Origin of the sequence: Streptomyces sp. NPDC090088, assembly GCF_044747345.1 — a bacterium.
Taxonomy (GTDB): domain Bacteria; phylum Actinomycetota; class Actinomycetes; order Streptomycetales; family Streptomycetaceae; genus Streptomyces.
This window is the reverse complement of the sequence record NZ_JBIVDZ010000003.1, coordinates 147,936-165,298: the sequence shown is the minus strand read 5'-3', so window position 1 is coordinate 165,298 and position 17,363 is coordinate 147,936. Positions and strand designations below refer to the sequence as shown.

The window sequence follows — 17,363 nt, the reverse complement described above, 5'->3', positions numbered from 1 at the left end:
CGCGTTCGTCGCGCGGCGGGGGTCAGGGGCGGTGGCCCGTCATCCGCGCGGCCGAGGCGATCGTCGCGCGGGCCTCGGCCTCCGTCAGGCCCGTGTGGACGGCCGCGTCGATGAGGGGGGCCCGCAGGGCGCGGCCGATGCCGTTCTCGTAGGCGCGGCAGGCCGCCCAGAACAGGCGGGTGTTGCGCTGGCCCTCGTGGGCGGAGAGGACGAACTGGACCAGGCCCTGGCCGCGGTTGCCGACCGAGGGGTGGGTGGCCGGGTGGGCCGCGCGCGGGGGTGGCAGGAGCAGGCGGAGCAGTGAGGGCGGGCAGGGGGCCGGGACCAGGTGTGCGGTACCGGGGGCGGTGGCGTAGAGGCCCTGGTCGGTGCGGGAACCGGGGCCGACCAGGTAGCCGCCGGCGCCCCGGATGTCGATGCCGGGCGCCAAGCGGCTCGCCGAGTTGGGGACCACGACGTCCGGCGGCCCGGTCAGCCAGAGGTGGCGGCCGCCGCTCGGCGTGAGTACGACGACCGTCGGCGGGATGGTGAACAGGTGCCGCAGCGCCAGTTCGCGCAGGGCCGAGGTGGAGTCCGTACCGGACTTCACGTCGAGGTCGACGCCGATGAGGCGGTGCGGGGGCAGTCCGCAGGCGATGCCGTAGCCGGTCGCCCAGGGCGCCGCGGCGAACAGCTCGCGGATGCGGGCCGGGTCGCTGGTGGCGTCGTACACCCCGTGGCCGGGGCGGCCGCACTCGCCGTGGCAGGGCGGCGCCGTCGGTTCCGGGTGGTCGTGGGGTGCGGCGTTGTTCGAAGAACCGGGCGCGTCGCGGTGCGGGGAGCGCAGGGCCGGGAGCTTGGTGCGGGACAGGGGGATGACGGCCAGGCCGCGCTCGGCGGCTGACAGGGCGTGTGCGAGGGCCAGGGTTGTCGCCTGCCGGTCGGTGATGGCCATGACTCCATGTTCGTACGTACGTTCGAAAAAGGGAAGAGGGGGCGGGCGGGACACGCCGAGGGATGCCGGTTGGCCGGAAAGCGGCGCCGGAACGGTTCTCCCCTTGGGGTGCTTGGAGGGGCTGATGTCCGGATTGGTCATGGCTGGTGATGGAGTCAACCAAAGATGGCGAAAGGGGTTTATCGACTTGTCATCACGCTTGAGGGCGAATGAGGGCTTCCGGGCTGGTTCGCCGGGGATTCGGTGGGCAATTCTGATCTCGCGACGTCGATGACAACCACCGAGGCGGTCGGCCAACTGCCCCGGAAAGAGCATTACTTGACGTACTTCCGGCACAGCCGGGCTCTGAGAGGAAACAACATGGCAAGCATCCGTACCGCCCGCGTTCTCGCCGCCGTCTCCGCCCTCCCGCTCGCCGCCGCGCTCTTCGCCGGGGTCGCGGCCGCTGACAACGGTGCCATCGCGGGCAACGGATCGAGCGCCAACGCCGGCTCGGCGGGCATCATCGGCAGCGGGGTCGGTCACAACAACAGCGGCAACTCCTCCACCACGCAGCAGAACGCGGTGGGCAACGGCGCCTCGAACCAGAGCAACACCGCTCAGGTCAACGGCTCCGCGTGGACGGCCATCCAGCAGGGCAACGACAACGTCGCCGTCCACTTCACCCAGCTGTGGTAGGCCCCGCCTGAGCCCTGGTGGGGTGTGGTCTGTGGGGATGGGCAGTACGTCCGCGCGGCGGTGCTTCGGCACCGCCGCGCAGGCGTTTTCCGGCCCCTTCGCCATCCCGGAGTCCCTTCCTCCGCCGCCCCGTTCGACCTTGACAGTGCGCCGTATCTGACGGACAGTCAGAAACCATGCATCTGGCTCCCACCGAACGCCAGCAGCGGCTGCGCGCCGAACTCCGCGCCTACTTCAGGTCCTTGATCCCGTCCCCCGCCCCCGAGGACCCCGCCGAACGCCGTGCGCTGCTGCGGCGCATCGGCGCGGACGGGCTGCTCGGCCTCGGCTGGCCCGTCGAGTACGGCGGTCAAGGCCGGGGCGCGGACGAGCAGTTCGTGTTCTTCGACGAGGCGTACCGGGCCGGAGCGCCGGTCTCGATGGTCACGCTCAACACCGTCGGACCCACGCTGATGAAGTACGGCAGCGACGAGCAGAAGGCCCGCTTCCTGCCCGGCATCCTCAGCGGCGACCTGGTCTTCGCCATCGGCTACAGCGAACCCTCCGCCGGCACCGACCTGGCCTCGCTGCGCACCCGTGCGGTGCGGGACGGCGACGGCGGCGGACAGGCTGACGGCGGCGGAGAGGCTGACCGCGGCGGAGAGGCTGACCGCGGCGGAGGCGGTGGCGAGGACGACTGGGTGATCGACGGGCAGAAGATCTTCACCTCGGGTGCCCAGCACGCCGACTGGATCTGGCTGGCCTGCCGCACCGACCCCGAGGCGCCCAAGCACCGCGGCATCTCGATCCTGCTGGTCCCCACCGACGCGCCCGGGTTCTCCTGGACCCCGATCGAGACGGTGGGTGGCCAGATCACGACGGCGACCTACTACGACGGCGTCCGCGTCCCCGCCGGGAACCTGGTCGGCGCCGAGCACGACGGCTGGTCGCTCATCACCAACCAGCTCAACCACGAGCGGGTCGCGCTCGCCGCGACCGGCATGCAGGCCGAGGACTTCTACGAGGCCGCGCTCACCGCCGCCCGCACCCCCGATCCAGTGACGGAGCGGCGCCGCGTTGACGAGCCGTGGATTCGTTTTCGGCTGGCCGAAGCGCATGCCCGGCTGGCGGCGAACCGCCTGCTCAGCTGGCGTTTGGTGGGGGATGTGGGGGCGGGCCGGGTGGCCCCCGCGGAGGCCAGCGGAGTGAAGTTCGCGGGAACGGAATCGACAGTCGCGACGTATCGCATGTGTCAGGAGATCGTCGGCGAAGCCGGATGGGTCCGGTCCGGATCGCCGGGGGCGTTCGGGGACGGTGAGCTGGAGCGGCTCAACAGGGCGGCGCAGATCAACACGTTCGGGGGCGGGGTGAGCGAGGTGCAGCGGGAGATCGTCGCGACCATGCGGCTCGGGATGCCGAGGGGTGGTGGCCGTGACCGGGGCGGGCGATGAGCCGGGAGCGCGGCTCAAGGCGTACGAGGGGCAGCCGGCCGCCGTCGCCGGCGTGGGCAAGGACCCGGTCAACCTGCCCATGATCCGGCACTGGTGCGAGGCCACGGGCGACACCAACCCGGCGTACGAGGGGTCGGAGGCGATCGCCCCGCCCACCATGCTCCAGGCGTGGACCATGGGGGGCCTGTCCGGACACGAGGGGCGCACCGGCGCGTACGACGAGCTGATGACCCTGCTCGACGAGGCGGGCTGCACCTCGGTGGTCGCCACCGACTGCGAACAGGAGTACCTCAGGCCCCTGCGGCCGGGCGACGAGGTGGTCTTCGACACGGTGATCGAGTCGGTCTCCGAGCGGAAGACGACGAAGCTGGGCACGGGCTACTTCGTCACCACCCGCACGGACATCCGGGTCGGCGACGACCTCGCCGGCACCCACCGCTTCCGCATCCTCAAGTACGCGCCCGCCGGAAGGCCCCGCAAGGCTCCGCCACGCCCCCGCCCGGTGGTCAACCGCGACAACGCCGGCTTCTGGGAGGGCGTGGCCGACGAACGCCTCCTCATCCAGCGCTGCGCGGGCTGCGGCACCCTGCGCCACCCCTGGCTGCCCGGCTGCAACGCCTGCGGCTCCCTCGACTGGGACACCGTCGAGTCGGCCGGCGCGGGCACGGTCTACTCGTACGTGGTCATGCACCACCCGCCCTTCCCGGCCTTCGACCCGCCCTACGCGGTCGGCCTCATCGAACTCGCCGAGGGCGTGCGGATGGTGAGCAACGTGGTGGGGGTGCCGTACGACAAGGTGCGGATCGGACTGCCGGTCCGGGTGGAGTTCCTCCGGTACGAGGAGGACGGCACGGCGACGACCCTGCCCGTCTTCCGGGCCGTGGACGCTCTCGGCGGGGAGGCCTGACATGGACTTCACGCCCACCGAGGCCCAGGCCGGGGCCCGTGACCTGGCCGCCAGGATCTTCGCCGACCTCGCCACCCATGAGCGGCTGCGGGCCGCCGGCACCGGCAGCGACCCGGAGCTGTGGAAGGCCCTCACCGCGGCCGGGCTGGTGGCCGCGGTGGAGGAACTGGGCCTCCTCGGCCTGGTGCTGCTGCTGGAGGAACAGGGGCGCACCACGGCCCAGGTGCCGTACGCGGCGAGCTGTGTCTACGGACAGCTGGCGGTCACCGCGCACGGCACGGTCGAGCAGCGGGAGCGGCTGCTGCCGGGCATCGCGGACGGCTCGACGGTGGTGACCGGCGCGTTCCCGGCACAGTCGGCGGTACGACCCTGCGCGCACGGTGGCCTGAGCGGCACCGTCCCCGTCGTCCCGTGGCTGCGTGACGCCACCCATGTCCTGGTCGCCGACGCCGGCCGGCTGCTGTGGCTGGTGCCCCTCGGCGAGGGCACCGGCGGCACCGGCGTCGAGGAGGTCGAGCTGACCGCCCCCTGGTCGGCGGGCCGGCTCACGCTCCACGAGGCCCCCGCCGAGCCGCTCGGCGCCGTGGACGCCTACACCGACGTCCTGGCCACCGCCCGCACCGCCTTCGCCGGGCTCCAGGCCGGGGTCTGCGCGGGCTCCCTGGCCCGCGCCGTCGCGCACACCACCACCCGCGAGCAGTTCGGCCGGCCGCTCGCCACCCGCCAGGCCGTGCAACTCCGGGCCGCCGACGCGCACATGGACACCGAGGCGATACGGGTGACGGCGTACGAGGCGGCCTGGCGGCGGGACGCGGGGCTGCCGTACGCCACCCACGCGCTGACCGCCGCCTGGTGGGCGTCCGAGGCGGGACAGCGGGTCGTGCACTCGGGCCAGCATCTGCACGGCGGCGCGGGTGCCGACGTCGACCACCCGGTGCACCGGCACTTCCTGTGGGGACGCCAGCTGGACGCGTATCTGGGCAGTGGGGGCGAAGTGCTCCAGGAACTGGGGGAGTTGATCGCACGTGGGGACTGAGAGGACTGAGACGACCCGGCCGGGCGTGGGCAGCGAGCTGCCGTCCCTGGAGATCCCGATCACGCGGACGCTGATCGTGGCGGGGGCGATCGCGTCCCGGGACTACCAGGACGTGCACCACGACGCCGAACTGGCCCGGCGGAAGGGCTCGCCGGACATCTTCATGAACATCCTGACGACGAACGGCCTGGTCGGCCGCTACATCACCGACCACTTCGGTCCGACGGCGGTGCTCCGCAAGGTCGCCATCCGGCTGGGGGCGCCCAACTACCCCGGGGACACCATGGTGTTGACCGGCCGGATCGAGGAACTGATCGAGGAACTGGACGAGGGGACGGGGACGGAGGCGGGGACGACGACGGTGACGACGACGGTGACGGTCCGGGTGGTCGGCGCCAACGCCATCGGCAAGCATGTGACCGGCACGGTGACCCTCACCCTGCCCGGGACTGCGGTCACCCTCACCGACGAGGAGGCCTCATGAGCGTGCGGGGCCGGGACTCGCTCGGTGGGCGGGCGGCGATCGTGGGGATCGGGGCGACCGAGTTCTCCAAGGACTCGGGCCGCAGTGAGCTGCGGCTGGCGGCGGAGGCGGTGCGGGCCGCGCTGGACGACGCGGGGCTGACCCCGGCGGACGTGGACGGGATGGTGACGTTCACGATGGACACCAGCCCGGAGATCACCGTCGCCCAGGCCTGCGGGATCGGTGAGCTGTCCTTCTTCTCCCGGGTCCACTACGGCGGCGGCGCGGCCTGTGCCACGGTCCAGCAGGCGGCGCTCGCGATCGCGGCAGGCGTCGCCGAGGTGGTGGTCTGCTACCGGGCGTTCAACGAGCGATCGGGCCGCCGCTTCGGCTCGGGCGTGCAGCACCGGGAGCCTTCGGCGGAGGGGGCGGCGCTCGGCTGGGCGTTGCCGTTCGGGCTGCTCACCCCGGCGTCCTGGGTGGCGATGGCGGCGCAGCGCTATCTGCACACATACGGGCTGACCCCGGAGGCGTTCGGGCATGTGGCGGTCGTCGACCGGAAGTACGCGGCGACCAACCCGGCCGCCTACTTCCACGGCCGCCCCCTCACCCTCGCCGAGCACGCGGCCTCCCGCTGGATCGTCGAGCCGCTCCGGCTCCTCGACTGCTGCCAGGAGACGGACGGCGGTCAGGCCCTGGTCGTCACCTCGGTGGAGCGGGCCCGCGACCTGCCGCGTCCGCCGGCCGTGGTCGCGGCCGCCGCACAGGGCGCCGGCCGGGCGCAGGAACAGATGACCAGCTTCTACCGGGACGACCTCACCGGGCTGCCGGAGATGGGCGTGGTGGCCCGACAGCTGTGGCGGACGTCCGGGCTGGCCCCGGCCGACATCGACGTGGGGATCCTCTACGACCACTTCACCCCGTTCGTGCTGATGCAGCTGGAGGAGTTCGGGTTCTGCGGCCGGGGGGAGGCGGCGGACTTCGTGGCCGAGGAGCGCATGCCCCTGAACACCCACGGGGGACAGCTCGGGGAGGCGTACCTCCATGGGATGAACGGGATCGCGGAAGGGGTGCGCCAGCTGCGCGGCACGGCCGCGAACCCGATACCCGGGGCGGACCGGGTCCTGGTGACGGCCGGCACGGGCGTACCGACGTCGGGACTGGTCCTGACCTCGGACGGCTGAGCCCCGAGCCCCGTAGCCCGCAGCCCCGAGCCCTGAGCCCCGAGACCCCGAGGCCTGAGCCCCGAGACCCCGGCCCCGAGCCCGGTGGCCTCGGACGACCGGGGCCGTGGCCGCCGTCGTACCCCTCCCGCAGGGGTAAACCCGCAGGAGTACCGCGCTCGTACTCCACCTTCAGGAGGTGTAGCCAACCCCACCCCTACAACCTGAGGCGGACTCTGCTTCGGGACCTGCGGCCGATCCGCCGGAACATCGCCCGCTCATAGCGTGGAGCCATGACCACACCCGTCTGCACCAGCGCTTCGGGCGCCGCTGTCTCGGCGAGGCAGACCCGTCCGCATTCCCGCCCCTACCCTTCGTTCGCCTCGTACGTCATGGCCCGACAGCCGGTCCTGCTGCGCACCGCCCGGTCGCTGACCGCGAACCCGAGCGATGCCGAGGACCTTCTCCAGACCGCGCTCGCCAAGACGTATGTGGCCTGGGAGCGGATCGAGGACCACCGGGCGCTCGACGGCTATGTGCGCCGGGCCCTGCTCAACACGCGGACCTCGCAGTGGCGCAAGCGCCGGGTCGACGAGTTCGTCTGCGACGAACTGCCCGAACCGGAGCCGGCGGGCGGTGCGGACGACCCGGCCGAGCGGCAGGCGCTGCACGACGCGATGTGGCGGGCGATCATGAAACTGCCCGCGCGGCAGCGGGCGATGGTCGTGCTGCGCTACTACGAGGACCTGAGCGAGGTGCAGACGGCCGAGGTGCTCGGGGTGTCGGTGGGGACGGTGAAGTCCGCGGTGTCGCGTGCGCTCGGAAAACTGCGCGAGGACCCCGAACTGGACCTCGCCCGATAGCGTGCCCGACAGCGTCCGGAAGCCTTCAGGGGCCTTGAGGGGCCTTGAGGGGCCTTGAGGGGCCTTGAGGGGCCTTGAGGAGCCTTCGGACAGGCTTTGTTGGCTTTCTCCTAGTGACATACCGATTGGTATGTGCGCAGAATCAGCGGAGCCCTGATACCGCCGAGTAGGCAATGACGCCCCCGGGAGGACGCCGTGCAGAGCACCATGCAGGACGTACCGCTGCTGATCTCCAGGATCCTGACCCACGGGTCGAGGATTCATGGCGAGTCACAGGTGACCACCTGGACGGGCGAGGCCGAACCGCACCGTCGCAGCTTCGCCGAGGTCGGCGCCCGCGCCGCCCAGTTGGCCCACGCCCTGCGCGACGACCTGGGTGTCCGGGGCGACGACCGGGTGGCCACTCTCATGTGGAACAACGCGGAGCACACCGAGGCGTACTTCGCGATCCCCTCCATGGGCGCGGTCCTGCACACGCTCAATCTGCGGCTGCCCGCCGAACAGCTGGTCTGGATCGTCAACCACGCCGCCGACCGCGTCATCGTCGTCAACGGCTCGCTGATCCCGATGATCGCGCCGCTGCTGTCCAAGCTGCCGACCGTCGAGCACCTCGTCGTCTCCGGCCCGGGCGACCGCTCGCCGCTCGCCGGTGCCGCCGCGCGGGTGCACGAGTACGAGGACCTGATCGCCGGGAAGCCGACCGCGTACGACTGGCCGGAGCTGGACGAACGCCAGGCCGCCGCCATGTGCTACACCTCCGGCACCACGGGCGACCCCAAGGGCGTGGTGTACAGCCACCGTTCGATCTACCTGCACTCGATGCAGGTCAACATGGCCCAGTCGATGGGCCTGACCGACCAGGACACGTCCCTGGTCGTCGTACCGCAGTTCCATGTCAACGCCTGGGGTCTGCCGCACGCCACCTTCATGACCGGCGTCAACCTCCTCATGCCGGACCGTTTCCTCCAGCCGGGCCCGCTCGCCGAGATGATCGAGAGCGAGCGCCCGACGCACGCGGCGGCCGTCCCCACCATCTGGCAGGGCCTGCTCGGCGAACTCACCGCCCGGCCCCGGGACGTCTCCTCCCTCACCCAGGTCACCATCGGCGGCGCGGCCTGCCCGCCGTCCCTCATGGCCGCCTTCGACAAGCTCGGCATGCGGGTCTGCCACGCCTGGGGCATGACGGAGACCTCCCCGCTCGGCACGATCGCCCGGCCGCCGGCCCATGTCGTGGGCACGGAGCAGGAGTTCGCGTACCGCCTCACCCAGGGTCGTTTCCCGGCCTCCGTGGAGGCCCGTCTCAGCGGCCCGGGCGGGCAGCGCCTCCCCTGGGACGGCGAGGCGGCGGGCGAGCTGGAGGTGCGCGGCCCCTGGATCGCCGGCGCGTACTACAACGGCCCCGACGGCGAGCCGCTGCGCCCCGACGACAAGTTCAGCGAGGACGGCTGGCTGAAGACCGGTGACGTCGGCACCATCTCCCCCGACGGCTTCCTCACCCTCACCGACCGCGCGAAGGACGTCATCAAGTCCGGCGGCGAGTGGATCTCCTCGGTCGAACTGGAGAACGCGCTGATGTCCCACCCGGACATCGCCGAGGCGGCGGTCGTCGCCGTCCCCGACGACAAGTGGGGCGAGCGCCCGCTGGCGACGGTCGTCCTGCGGGAGGGCTCCACGGCGACCTTCGAGACCCTGCGCACCTTCCTCGCCGAGGAGGGCAAGATCGCGAAGTGGCAGCTGCCGGAGCGCTGGACGCTGATCGAGGCGGTGCCGAAGACGAGCGTGGGCAAGTTCGACAAGAAGGTCCTGCGCAGGCGGTACGCCGAGGGCGAGCTGGACGTCACCAGCCTGTAGGCGCCCCGCGCTGAAGCGCCCCTTCAGGGGTGCCGGGCGGTAGTCGATTTGCGGCTGCCGCCGCGCGGGCGCGACCAGCCACGATCAACGCGCGGCCGACGGTCGGCAGTTCCCCGAACGGCGCTCCCTCAGTTCGTGCCGATCCTGGCCAGCAGGTCCACGATCCGGCTCTGCACCTCACCGCTCGTCGACCGCTCCGCCAGGAACAGCACGGTCTCCCCGGACGCCAGCCGGGGCAGGTCCGCCTGGTCCACCGCCGCCGTGTAGACGACGAGCGGCGTCCGGTTGAGCTGCCCGTTCGCCCGCAGCCAGTCGATGATCCCGGCCTGGCGGCGATGCACCTGCATCAGGTCCATCACCACCAGGTTCGGCCGCAACTGCCCCGCCAGCGTCACCGCGTCCGCGTCGCTCGCCGCCCGCGCGACCTGCATCCCGCGCCGCTCCAGCGTCGAGGTCAGGGCCAGCGCGATCTCCGCGTGCTCCTCGATGAGCAGCACCCGCGGCGGGTGCTGCTCGCTGTCCCGGGGCGCGAGCGCCTTCAGCAGTACGGCGGGATCGGCGCCGTACGCCGCCTCCCGCGTCGCCTGTCCCAGTCCGGCGGTGACCATCACCGGCACCTCGGCGGCCACCGCCGCCTGCCGCAGCGACTGCAGCGCGGTGCGCGTGATCGGCCCGGTCAGCGGGTCCACGAACAGCGCCGCCGGGAACGCGGCGATCTGCGCGTCGACCTCGTCGCGGGAGTTCACGATCACCGGCCGGTAGCCGCGGTCGCTCAGCGCCTGCTGGGTGGTGACATCGGGCGCCGGCCAGACCAGCAGCCGGCGCGGGTTGTCCAGCGGCTCCGGGGGCAGCTCGTCGTCCATCGGCTGCGGGCGCGGCGGATCCGCGACCTCGATCGCACCGCCAGGACCGTCCAGCGGTTCGGGTCCCTCGGCGGCGTTCACGTCCGGCGCCCCTATGGCGTACGACCGTCCGGCGCCGTCGGTGGCGCCGACGAGCCGGGACTGCCCGGCCAGCGACGGCTGCGGCAGCGGCTGGGCCGCGGCCGGCTTGGCGGCGACCGGCTGCTCGGCCGGCGGGTGCGGCCGGGCCGTCTGCTCGGGCTGCGGCTGTGGCTGCGGGCCCGGGTCCGGGGGTGTGCCCAGCTTGCGGCGCCGTCCGTTGCCGCCCGGCTGGTGCGGGGGCGGGGTGGCCGTCGGCTGCTGCACCTGCGCGGCCTGCCGCGAGAACGGCACCCCCTGCCCCAGCGTCCGCACGCTGAACGCCCGGCCCTGGGTGGAGTCCGGGTCGACCGGCGCGGGCATCGCCGCCGCCTCGGCGGGCAACGGCTGTGCGGCACGAGGGGATTGAGGGGCGGGGGTGGCTGTGGGGGCGGCGGCAGGTGTGGCGGCCGCCGCGGGTGGCAGGGCGGGTGCCTCGTCCGAGCCCGGCCACTGCTGCGGTACGGGGGCCACGGGGGCGGCCTCCGCCGGAAGGGGCTGGGCGGGAGCCGTCGGCGCCGACTCGGCGGCGACGGCCGGTACAGCGCCCTGTCCCTGCGCCTCTCCCTGTCCCTGCGCCGGTACGGCCGCGCTCGGCAGCGCCTGCGGCGCGGGAACGCCCGTCGGCGCGGGAACGCCCGTCGGCGCGGCTACCTGCGCCGCAGGGACGGCCTGAACCGGAACGCCCGGCCCCGGAAGCCCTGGCTGAAGCGGAAGCCCCGGCTGAACCGGCAGGCCCGGCAGCCCCGGCTGTCCGGGCGGAACCGGCTGTCCGGGCCCGGCCGCCTGCGCGGGCACCATCGGCACGGCCGCGGCCGGGTTCCCCTCCGCGGGCTGGCCCACGGCCCGCCTGCGGCGGCCGGTCGGCGCGGTGGTGGGGTGCGGCTGCGGCGGGGTGTGGTCCTCGGCCTGGTCGTGGGCCACGGCGTCGTGCCGGCCCTCGTCGCCCGCCGTCTCGCCGTGGTCGGGGGTGCGGTCGGCCTCGGCCGGCGGCAGCGCGAAGACCGGGCGGGGCCCCGCCTGCTGCTGCTCGGCCCGCTCGGCGGCCGCGGCCAGCGCACGGCGCCGCCGTCCGCCCGGCTGGCCGTCCTCGGCCGCCGGTTCGGAGGGAGCCGCGGGCAGCGCCGGCGGCAGCGCCTGCCGCTCCTCGGGCTCCCGGCGCGCGCGGCGCCCCGACGCGGACGCGGGCACGCCCTGCGGCGGCACGGCGGCGCCCAGCCCCGTGGCCGAAGCCGCCGCCCCGGCGCCCTGCTCGGCCGCCGTCACCACGGCACCCTCGGCCACGCCCGCGTCACCGTCGCCCGGACGCCCACGCCGCCGCCCGGTACCGCCGGACTCCGACGCGGGCTCAACGGCCGAAGCCGAAGCCGAAGCCGCAGCCGACGCCGACTCCGCGCTCTCGATCGCGGCGGGGCCGCCCTCCTGACCCGCCGCCTCGGCGGCACGCCGGCGCCGCCGTCCGGTCGGCGCGGCCGGAACCTCGTCCTCACTCTCACCGGACCCGCCGGACGCGCCGGACCCGCCGGGAACGTCGCTCTCCAGGAAGGCGTCCACGGAGGACCGCCGGGCCCGCCGCCGCCCACCGGCACCGGTCTCCTCGACGACAGGGGCCGCCTCCAGCGCCAGACCGGCCGGCGGGGCCACGGCCCCGGCGCCGCCCCCGATCGGCACCTCCAGCACGAAGGCGCTGCCGCTCATGCCCGGCACGTCGTGCGTCTGCAGCACACCGCCGTGCGCGCGCACGATCCCGCGCACGATCGGCTCGTGCACCGGGTCGCCCCCGGGGTACGGCCCGCGCACCTCGATGCGGACGACCTCACCGCGCTGCGCCGCCGCGACGACCACGGTGTTGTCCATGTAGCCACCCGCCGAGACCGGCGCGTTGCCGGTCGCGTCGACACCGGCCACGTCCGCGATCAGATGCGCGAGCGCGACGGCGAGCCGCTGCGGGTCCACCTCGGCCTCGATGGGCGGCGCGTGCACGGCGAACTGCACCCGGCCGGGCCCGATCAGCTCCACCGCGCCGTCCACGCCGGCGGCGACGACGGCGTCCAGCATGACCTTGGTGCGGTTGATGTCCTCGGTGCCGGCGTCCAGCGCCTGGTAGCCGAGCACGTTGTCGATGAGCTGGGTGATACGCGAGTAACCGGCCGAAAGGTGGTGGAGCACCTGGTTGGCCTCGGGCCACAGCTGCCCCGCGTCGTCGGCGGCGAGGGCGGCGAGCTCGCGGCGCAGCTCGTCGAGCGGCCCGCGCAACGACTGCGCGAGCAGCGTCAGCAACTGCTCGTGCCGCCCGTGGAGGGCCTCGTACCGGTCCTTCTCGCGCTCGCCGAGGGCCGCGTACCGGTCCTCGCCGACGGCCACCTCCTCGGCGTGCCGCTCACGCAGCTCCTCCACCTCGGTGACGTGCTTCTGGCGCAGCGCGGTCAGGTCGGAGGCGTGCTCCTCGGAGAGCTTCTCCAGCTCCTCGGCGTGCGTCTTCTCCAGGGCGTCCTTCTCGTCGACGACGCTGTCGTACGGCCGCCGGTCGGTGAAGGTCATCACGGCGCCGACGAGCTGGTCGCCGTCGCGCACCGGCGCGGTCGTCAGATCGACCGGAACCCTCTTGTCGCCCTTGGCCCACAGCACCTGCCCGCGCACCCGGTGCTTGCGCCCGGAGCGCAGGGTGTCGGCGAGCGGCGACTCCGCGTACGGGAACGGCGAACCGTCGGCGCGCGAGTGCAGCACGAGGTTGTGCAGCTCCTTGCCGCCGAGCTCACCGGCCCGGTAACCCAGTATCTGGGCGGCCGCCGGATTGACGAGCACGATCCGCCCGTCCGTGTCCGTTCCTACGACACCCTCGCTGGCGGCCCGCAGGATCATCTCGGTCTGCCGCTGCGAGCGGGCCAGCTCGGCCTCGGTGTCCACGGTCCCGGTCAGGTCGCGCACGACGAGCATCAGCAGCTCGTCGCCGCTGTAGCCGTAACCGTCGTAGGCCTGCTGTCCGTTCTCCAGGTTGGCGCTGGTGACCTCGACCGGGAACTCGGTCCCGTCGGTGCGCCGGGCGACCATCCGGGTCGGCTTGGTCCGCCCGCGCGGGTCCATGTGGTCGGGCCGCCGCATCGAGCCGGGGATGAGCCGTGAGTCGAACTCCGGAAGCAGATCGAGCAGCCCGCGCCCCACCAGTGCCGTCCCCGGCGCCTCGAAGGCCTCCAGGGCGATGGTGTTCGCGTTGACCACGGTTCCGTTGGCGTTGACCAGCACCAACGCATCCGGCAGCGCATCCAGTATGGCTGCGAGGCGAGCAGCGCCTCGGGATGGCCTGCTGCTCACGAGACGCTTCCTCCCTGTTACCGCACCTTGCCGACCGCTCGGGCCATCTTGCCAACCGGCTCGCAGCGTGTCACGCGAGGGAGTCTAAGGGCTCGGGTTCCGGTCGCGGCGCCGGATGAGAGGGAGGTCGCACGACGAAGTGACGGCGAACATGTGACCGACACGCTTCGCCTCCGCCGTACCTTCGCGAGACATTTACGGGAGCGGGGCCCCGGCCATGAAACAGCTGTGCCGACGTTATGCGTTCTTGCTCGATGAGCCGGCCCTGTTCCGCCCGGCCCGCGCCCCCGTCCACGCCCCGCCTGCCGGGCTTTACGGGCTTCACGGGTTTCAGGGGCCGAGGTCGGGCAGCAGCGGAACCATCCGGTTCCAGCGGCCGATCTCGCACCCGTTGCTGCGGTCGTACGTCGCGTCGACCGGGCGGCCCGCCCAGGTGCCGGTGACATGGGCGGTGGCCGGGCCGCCGTAGAGCATGGTGCAGGCGCTGCCCGGGGCGACCGGGGCGAAGGTGTCGTGCCCCCACCGCGTGTTCTGGTCCAGCGTCCGGCACGCCCCGCCCACATCCGGGTGACGGCCCGCGCCGGGGTGACAGGACACCTCGTACACCCCGTCCCGCCCGGCCCCGGCGTGCCGGACGGTGACGGTGAGGTGGTCGCCCGCCGTCCCGGCAGCCACCGCGGGCGGAGCGGGAAGCACGGGCAGGACGGAGAAGGACCCGAGGACGGCGGCGACGGCACCGAGGGGGCGGCCCCGCCCGCCGAAGCGCGCGGCGGCCGCGGACCAGACCTGAGACAAGGCATGAGACATGCCCTGCCCAACGCGCCGCCCGCCCGGACGTTGCGCGACGCCCTCGCAGACCGGAAGGGCTTTGCCCTGCGGCCCGGCTGCCTAGTACCGTGGGAGCCGATTGGTGACAGCACGCTCGACTGTGTCATCATCTGCACGCACCACTCGCGCTCACGCGGGCGGCTGTGCGGGAGGCGTCGCCTAGTCCGGTCTATGGCGCCGCACTGCTAATGCGGTTTGGGCCTTAAAGCCCATCGAGGGTTCAAATCCCTCCGCCTCCGCCACAAGATCAGGGAGCCCAGCCATTCCGGCTTGGCTCCCTGAGCCGTTTCACGGCGCCGGCGAGCCCTCGATCACCCAGGCGACGCGCGGACGCCTCCCGGTCCACCGAACCGCACCACGCAACCGACGACCACCGACCGGGACTTCAGCCCACCGGCCGACACCGTCCCGCCGCCACCGGACCTCACCCCCACGATTCGGTGTTTTCGCAGGTCGCAAGGGGTGCGCCTAACGGATTTCACATGGCGGCGGCAGTCATGTAATGTTCTTCCTGTCGCCGCGAGCGGCCCGGAAGGGCAAGGAGCGAAGACAGAAAAACAAAAGACAAGCACTCGTAGCTTAACGGATAGAGCATCTGACTACGGATCAGAAGGTTGCAGGTTCGAATCCTGCCGAGTGCACAGTATGTCGAAGGCCCTGTGGAGTGATCCACAGGGCCTTCGGCTTATGCCTTGACGGCGACCACTCCGTGATCTCCGGCGCAGACGGTCGCGAACGCGACCCCTGTTCGTGATCAAAGGCTTCGAGCACCTTGATCATCGGGGGTCGCGTTCACCGTCTCATCGCGCCGAGCGAGAACGCACCAGCCCTGCCTGTGCGGGTTCTCGATGTCGAGTCCGCGCGCTCATGTGGCCCACAGCTGCACTGATCCGTCCGTACCGGTGACGGCCAGAGTGTTCCTGGAGTCTCCGAAGGTGACGCTGCTCAGTTCTCCTTGCTGATCGGAGCGTTTGAAGACACGCGGCTCCGCAAGACTGTCGAGGTCTTCCCAAAGCCGTACGGTCCCGTTCGTGTTACTCGCCGCCAGGGTGTAACCGTCCCCGTTGAACGCGAGATCGTTCGTGTAGCCGACCGCTCTCGCATCGGCGGTTTTCGAAGGTTCCTCGGGGTGGGAGACATCCCATAGCTGGACCGAGCCGTTGGAGCTGCCGACCGCGAGAGTTTTCCTGCCGGAGCTGAAGGCCAGCGCAGTTACTCCCGTAGGAGCCTTGATCTCCCCGTACAGGTCACGGGGGTTCCTCGGATCCTTGACGTCCCAGAGCTGCACCGTGCTGTCCGTGTTCCCGACCGCCAACATGTCACCCGACGCATTGAAAGCGAGCCGCGTCACCAGATGTGGCTCGCTCGATGATGCGAGAGCAGTGGGATGCGAAGGGTTCGAAACGTCCCAGATGCGAATCAGCGAGGTCGAGCTCGCCACCACAAGGTATTTTCCGTTCGGGCTGTACGCCATGTCGATGACGGCGCCCGCATATTTCCCGTCCTCCTGCATGGGGAGTGTCACCTGTGCCTCGTAGGGGGAGGTCAGGGCGTTTTCCCAGATTCGTACGGTGCCATCGACGCTACCGACCGCCAGCGCGTTGCCTCGCGGGTTGAAAACGGCGCGAGCCGCGGGGAAGGCGCCGGTCCGCCCCAGTTCCACCCGCTTGTTTTCGTTCTTGAGGTTCAAGAGTGTGATATTGCCACTGGCGGTCGCGACCGCCAGCGTGTTCTGAGGGCCGAATGCGGCTCCGATCGCCGATCCGTTCACCTTGAATTCATGCTGCACGATCGCCTCGTTGGGAGGCGACACATCGGGAGATCCGGAGCGCGTGACCTCGCCTGCCAGATGAACTCCGACAGCTCCCAGAACCAGTCCGATCACGAGTGAGACGATCCCACTGGGGCGCAGCACGTCGGACGCGACAACCGATCGAGGCGGCGACTGCGCGGCCACCGTCCAGCGCGCGTTCGGTGCCCGCTCGGGCGTCCGGCCCGCGAGGGCCGAGAGGAACGTGTACCGCGACGGGGCCTTTTCGTGATGCGCAATCTCGGGCTGTCCCAAATAGAAGAAGATCTCCCGTAACAGTCGCTTACCGCCTGGCATTTTTCACCCCCGTAGAACCTGATGGTCGACCGTCGCTCTTCTTCGTGGATTTCCGCTTGGGTGACCTCGGTTCAGGAATCTCCCTGTTGTTCGATTCGGTTGCCGTCTCGGTGTGGGACACCGTATCGAAACCGTCGTCAAGGGGTGCTTCGCGAAGGTTTTCACCCGAGTCCTTCAAGTAGCCTCCCATGTTCTTCTCGGCCCATGCCGACATCTTGGCAACCAGAACCGGGGCGGCCAGACCGAAAAGGAACGCCATCAGGTTGTCCGGAATTCTTTTCGATGCGGCCAACGGGGCGATGGCCGCTCCCGTCAGGAAGAATCTGCAGGTGACCGCCGCCCCCCATTTCGGGGTTTCCTTTCTGGGCCACGGCCACGTCCACTCTCCTTCGGGGCCCGAGGGCTTCATCGCCCCGTAGACGTAGGCCGCCTCGGCGACTCCACATCCGAGCAGAGCCCAGAGTACGGCTTCGCTAGTGTTCACGCGGCGCACGCTATCGCGCCCGGCATCGTGAGAGGCCACGTGCGTCACATGTGGACCACTTCGAAAGCAAAGTGTCTAGAATTTGGCGACACATTTTCTGCGTGAGAACGAAACTCGCGCGGTAGTGCGCGCGCATGCAAGAGTGGATAAATGCATTCCCGTGGTGGTCGGTTACCGAGCCCTGACTCGCCCAACGCGGTTGAGAGCGCCCAGAAGGCGGCCCATTTCCCAAAGCGGGTGTCGCAGGTTCGAATCCTGCCGGGGCACCAGGAAAAAGACCCCGGATCGATCAGGGGCCGGGGCTTGGTGGGCGTCTGGGAGCCCCGG

At 71.6% G+C, this 17,363-nt stretch carries 13 protein-coding genes and 3 tRNA genes; 11 read left to right on the top strand and 5 right to left on the bottom strand.

The features are described from left to right. Positions 1-22: 22 nt before the first annotated feature. Positions 23-934, bottom strand: a complete 912-nt coding sequence (locus tag ACIPSJ_RS16695; RefSeq protein WP_355713509.1) for a bifunctional DNA primase/polymerase — start codon at positions 932-934, stop codon at positions 23-25. A 360-nt stretch (positions 935-1,294) separates the two neighbouring features. Here ACIPSJ_RS16695 and ACIPSJ_RS16690 point away from each other — a divergent pair, with 360 nt between their 5' ends. From ACIPSJ_RS16690 to ACIPSJ_RS16655, 8 genes are all read left to right on the top strand, one after another. Then, positions 1,295-1,612: a hypothetical protein gene (locus tag ACIPSJ_RS16690; protein ID WP_355713506.1), complete on the top strand. Its 318-nt coding sequence runs from the start codon at positions 1,295-1,297 to the stop codon at positions 1,610-1,612. A 176-nt stretch (positions 1,613-1,788) separates the two neighbouring features. Then, positions 1,789-3,042 (top strand): acyl-CoA dehydrogenase family protein, encoded by a 1,254-nt coding sequence (locus ACIPSJ_RS16685; protein ID WP_401346443.1) that lies wholly within the window; start codon positions 1,789-1,791, stop codon positions 3,040-3,042. After that, the gene (locus ACIPSJ_RS16680; RefSeq protein ID WP_401346441.1) at positions 3,023-3,949 is read left to right on the top strand and encodes a bifunctional MaoC family dehydratase N-terminal/OB-fold nucleic acid binding domain-containing protein; all 927 of its coding nucleotides are present in this window, start codon (positions 3,023-3,025) and stop codon (positions 3,947-3,949) included. Before ACIPSJ_RS16685 ends, ACIPSJ_RS16680 begins: the two co-directional genes overlap by 20 nt. A 1-nt stretch (position 3,950) precedes the next feature. Further along, on the top strand, positions 3,951-4,985 hold the full coding sequence (locus ACIPSJ_RS16675) for an acyl-CoA dehydrogenase family protein (RefSeq protein WP_401346438.1): 1,035 nt from the start codon (positions 3,951-3,953) through the stop codon (positions 4,983-4,985). Beyond that, on the top strand, positions 4,975-5,469 hold the full coding sequence (locus ACIPSJ_RS16670; RefSeq protein ID WP_401346436.1) for a MaoC/PaaZ C-terminal domain-containing protein: 495 nt from the start codon (positions 4,975-4,977) through the stop codon (positions 5,467-5,469). Before ACIPSJ_RS16675 ends, ACIPSJ_RS16670 begins: the two co-directional genes overlap by 11 nt. Further along, positions 5,466-6,632: a lipid-transfer protein gene (locus ACIPSJ_RS16665; RefSeq protein ID WP_401346435.1), complete on the top strand. Its 1,167-nt coding sequence runs from the start codon at positions 5,466-5,468 to the stop codon at positions 6,630-6,632. The genes ACIPSJ_RS16670 and ACIPSJ_RS16665 overlap by 4 nt, the downstream gene beginning before the upstream one ends. 272 nt (positions 6,633-6,904) lie before the next feature. Next, positions 6,905-7,474, top strand: coding sequence for a SigE family RNA polymerase sigma factor (locus tag ACIPSJ_RS16660; RefSeq protein WP_355713489.1), 570 nt, complete (start codon positions 6,905-6,907; stop codon positions 7,472-7,474). 207 nt (positions 7,475-7,681) lie between these two features. Continuing rightward, complete coding sequence (locus ACIPSJ_RS16655) at positions 7,682-9,325, top strand: long-chain fatty acid--CoA ligase (RefSeq protein ID WP_401347410.1); 1,644 nt, start codon at positions 7,682-7,684, stop codon at positions 9,323-9,325. A gap of 128 nt (positions 9,326-9,453) precedes the next feature. On the opposite strand, the gene ACIPSJ_RS16650 is transcribed toward ACIPSJ_RS16655, so the two are convergent. Together ACIPSJ_RS16650 and ACIPSJ_RS16645 are read right to left on the bottom strand one after the other, a co-directional pair. Further along, positions 9,454-13,617: a PAS domain-containing protein gene (locus ACIPSJ_RS16650; RefSeq protein ID WP_401346432.1), complete on the bottom strand. Its 4,164-nt coding sequence runs from the start codon at positions 13,615-13,617 to the stop codon at positions 9,454-9,456. Between the two features lie 330 nt (positions 13,618-13,947). After that, complete coding sequence (locus ACIPSJ_RS16645) at positions 13,948-14,424, bottom strand: SSI family serine proteinase inhibitor (protein WP_401346430.1); 477 nt, start codon at positions 14,422-14,424, stop codon at positions 13,948-13,950. Positions 14,425-14,593: 169 nt separating this feature from the next. On the opposite strand from ACIPSJ_RS16645, the gene ACIPSJ_RS16640 reads away from it, so the two are divergent. Beyond that, positions 14,594-14,687: transfer RNA gene (locus ACIPSJ_RS16640), tRNA-Ser, on the top strand. A gap of 326 nt (positions 14,688-15,013) precedes the next feature. Next, positions 15,014-15,086: transfer RNA gene (locus ACIPSJ_RS16635), tRNA-Arg, on the top strand. Positions 15,087-15,310: 224 nt separating this feature from the next. Here the strand turns inward: ACIPSJ_RS16635 and ACIPSJ_RS16630 are convergent. Both ACIPSJ_RS16630 and ACIPSJ_RS16625 read right to left on the bottom strand, forming a co-directional pair. Beyond that, positions 15,311-16,510: a WD40 repeat domain-containing protein gene (locus tag ACIPSJ_RS16630; RefSeq protein ID WP_401346428.1), complete on the bottom strand. Its 1,200-nt coding sequence runs from the start codon at positions 16,508-16,510 to the stop codon at positions 15,311-15,313. 28 nt (positions 16,511-16,538) lie between these two features. Beyond that, complete coding sequence (locus ACIPSJ_RS16625; protein ID WP_401346426.1) at positions 16,539-17,036, bottom strand: hypothetical protein; 498 nt, start codon at positions 17,034-17,036, stop codon at positions 16,539-16,541. Between the two features lie 178 nt (positions 17,037-17,214). Here ACIPSJ_RS16625 and ACIPSJ_RS16620 point away from each other — a divergent pair. Continuing rightward, positions 17,215-17,305 (top strand) — tRNA-Gly (locus ACIPSJ_RS16620). The last annotated feature ends 58 nt before the right edge of the window (positions 17,306-17,363 follow it).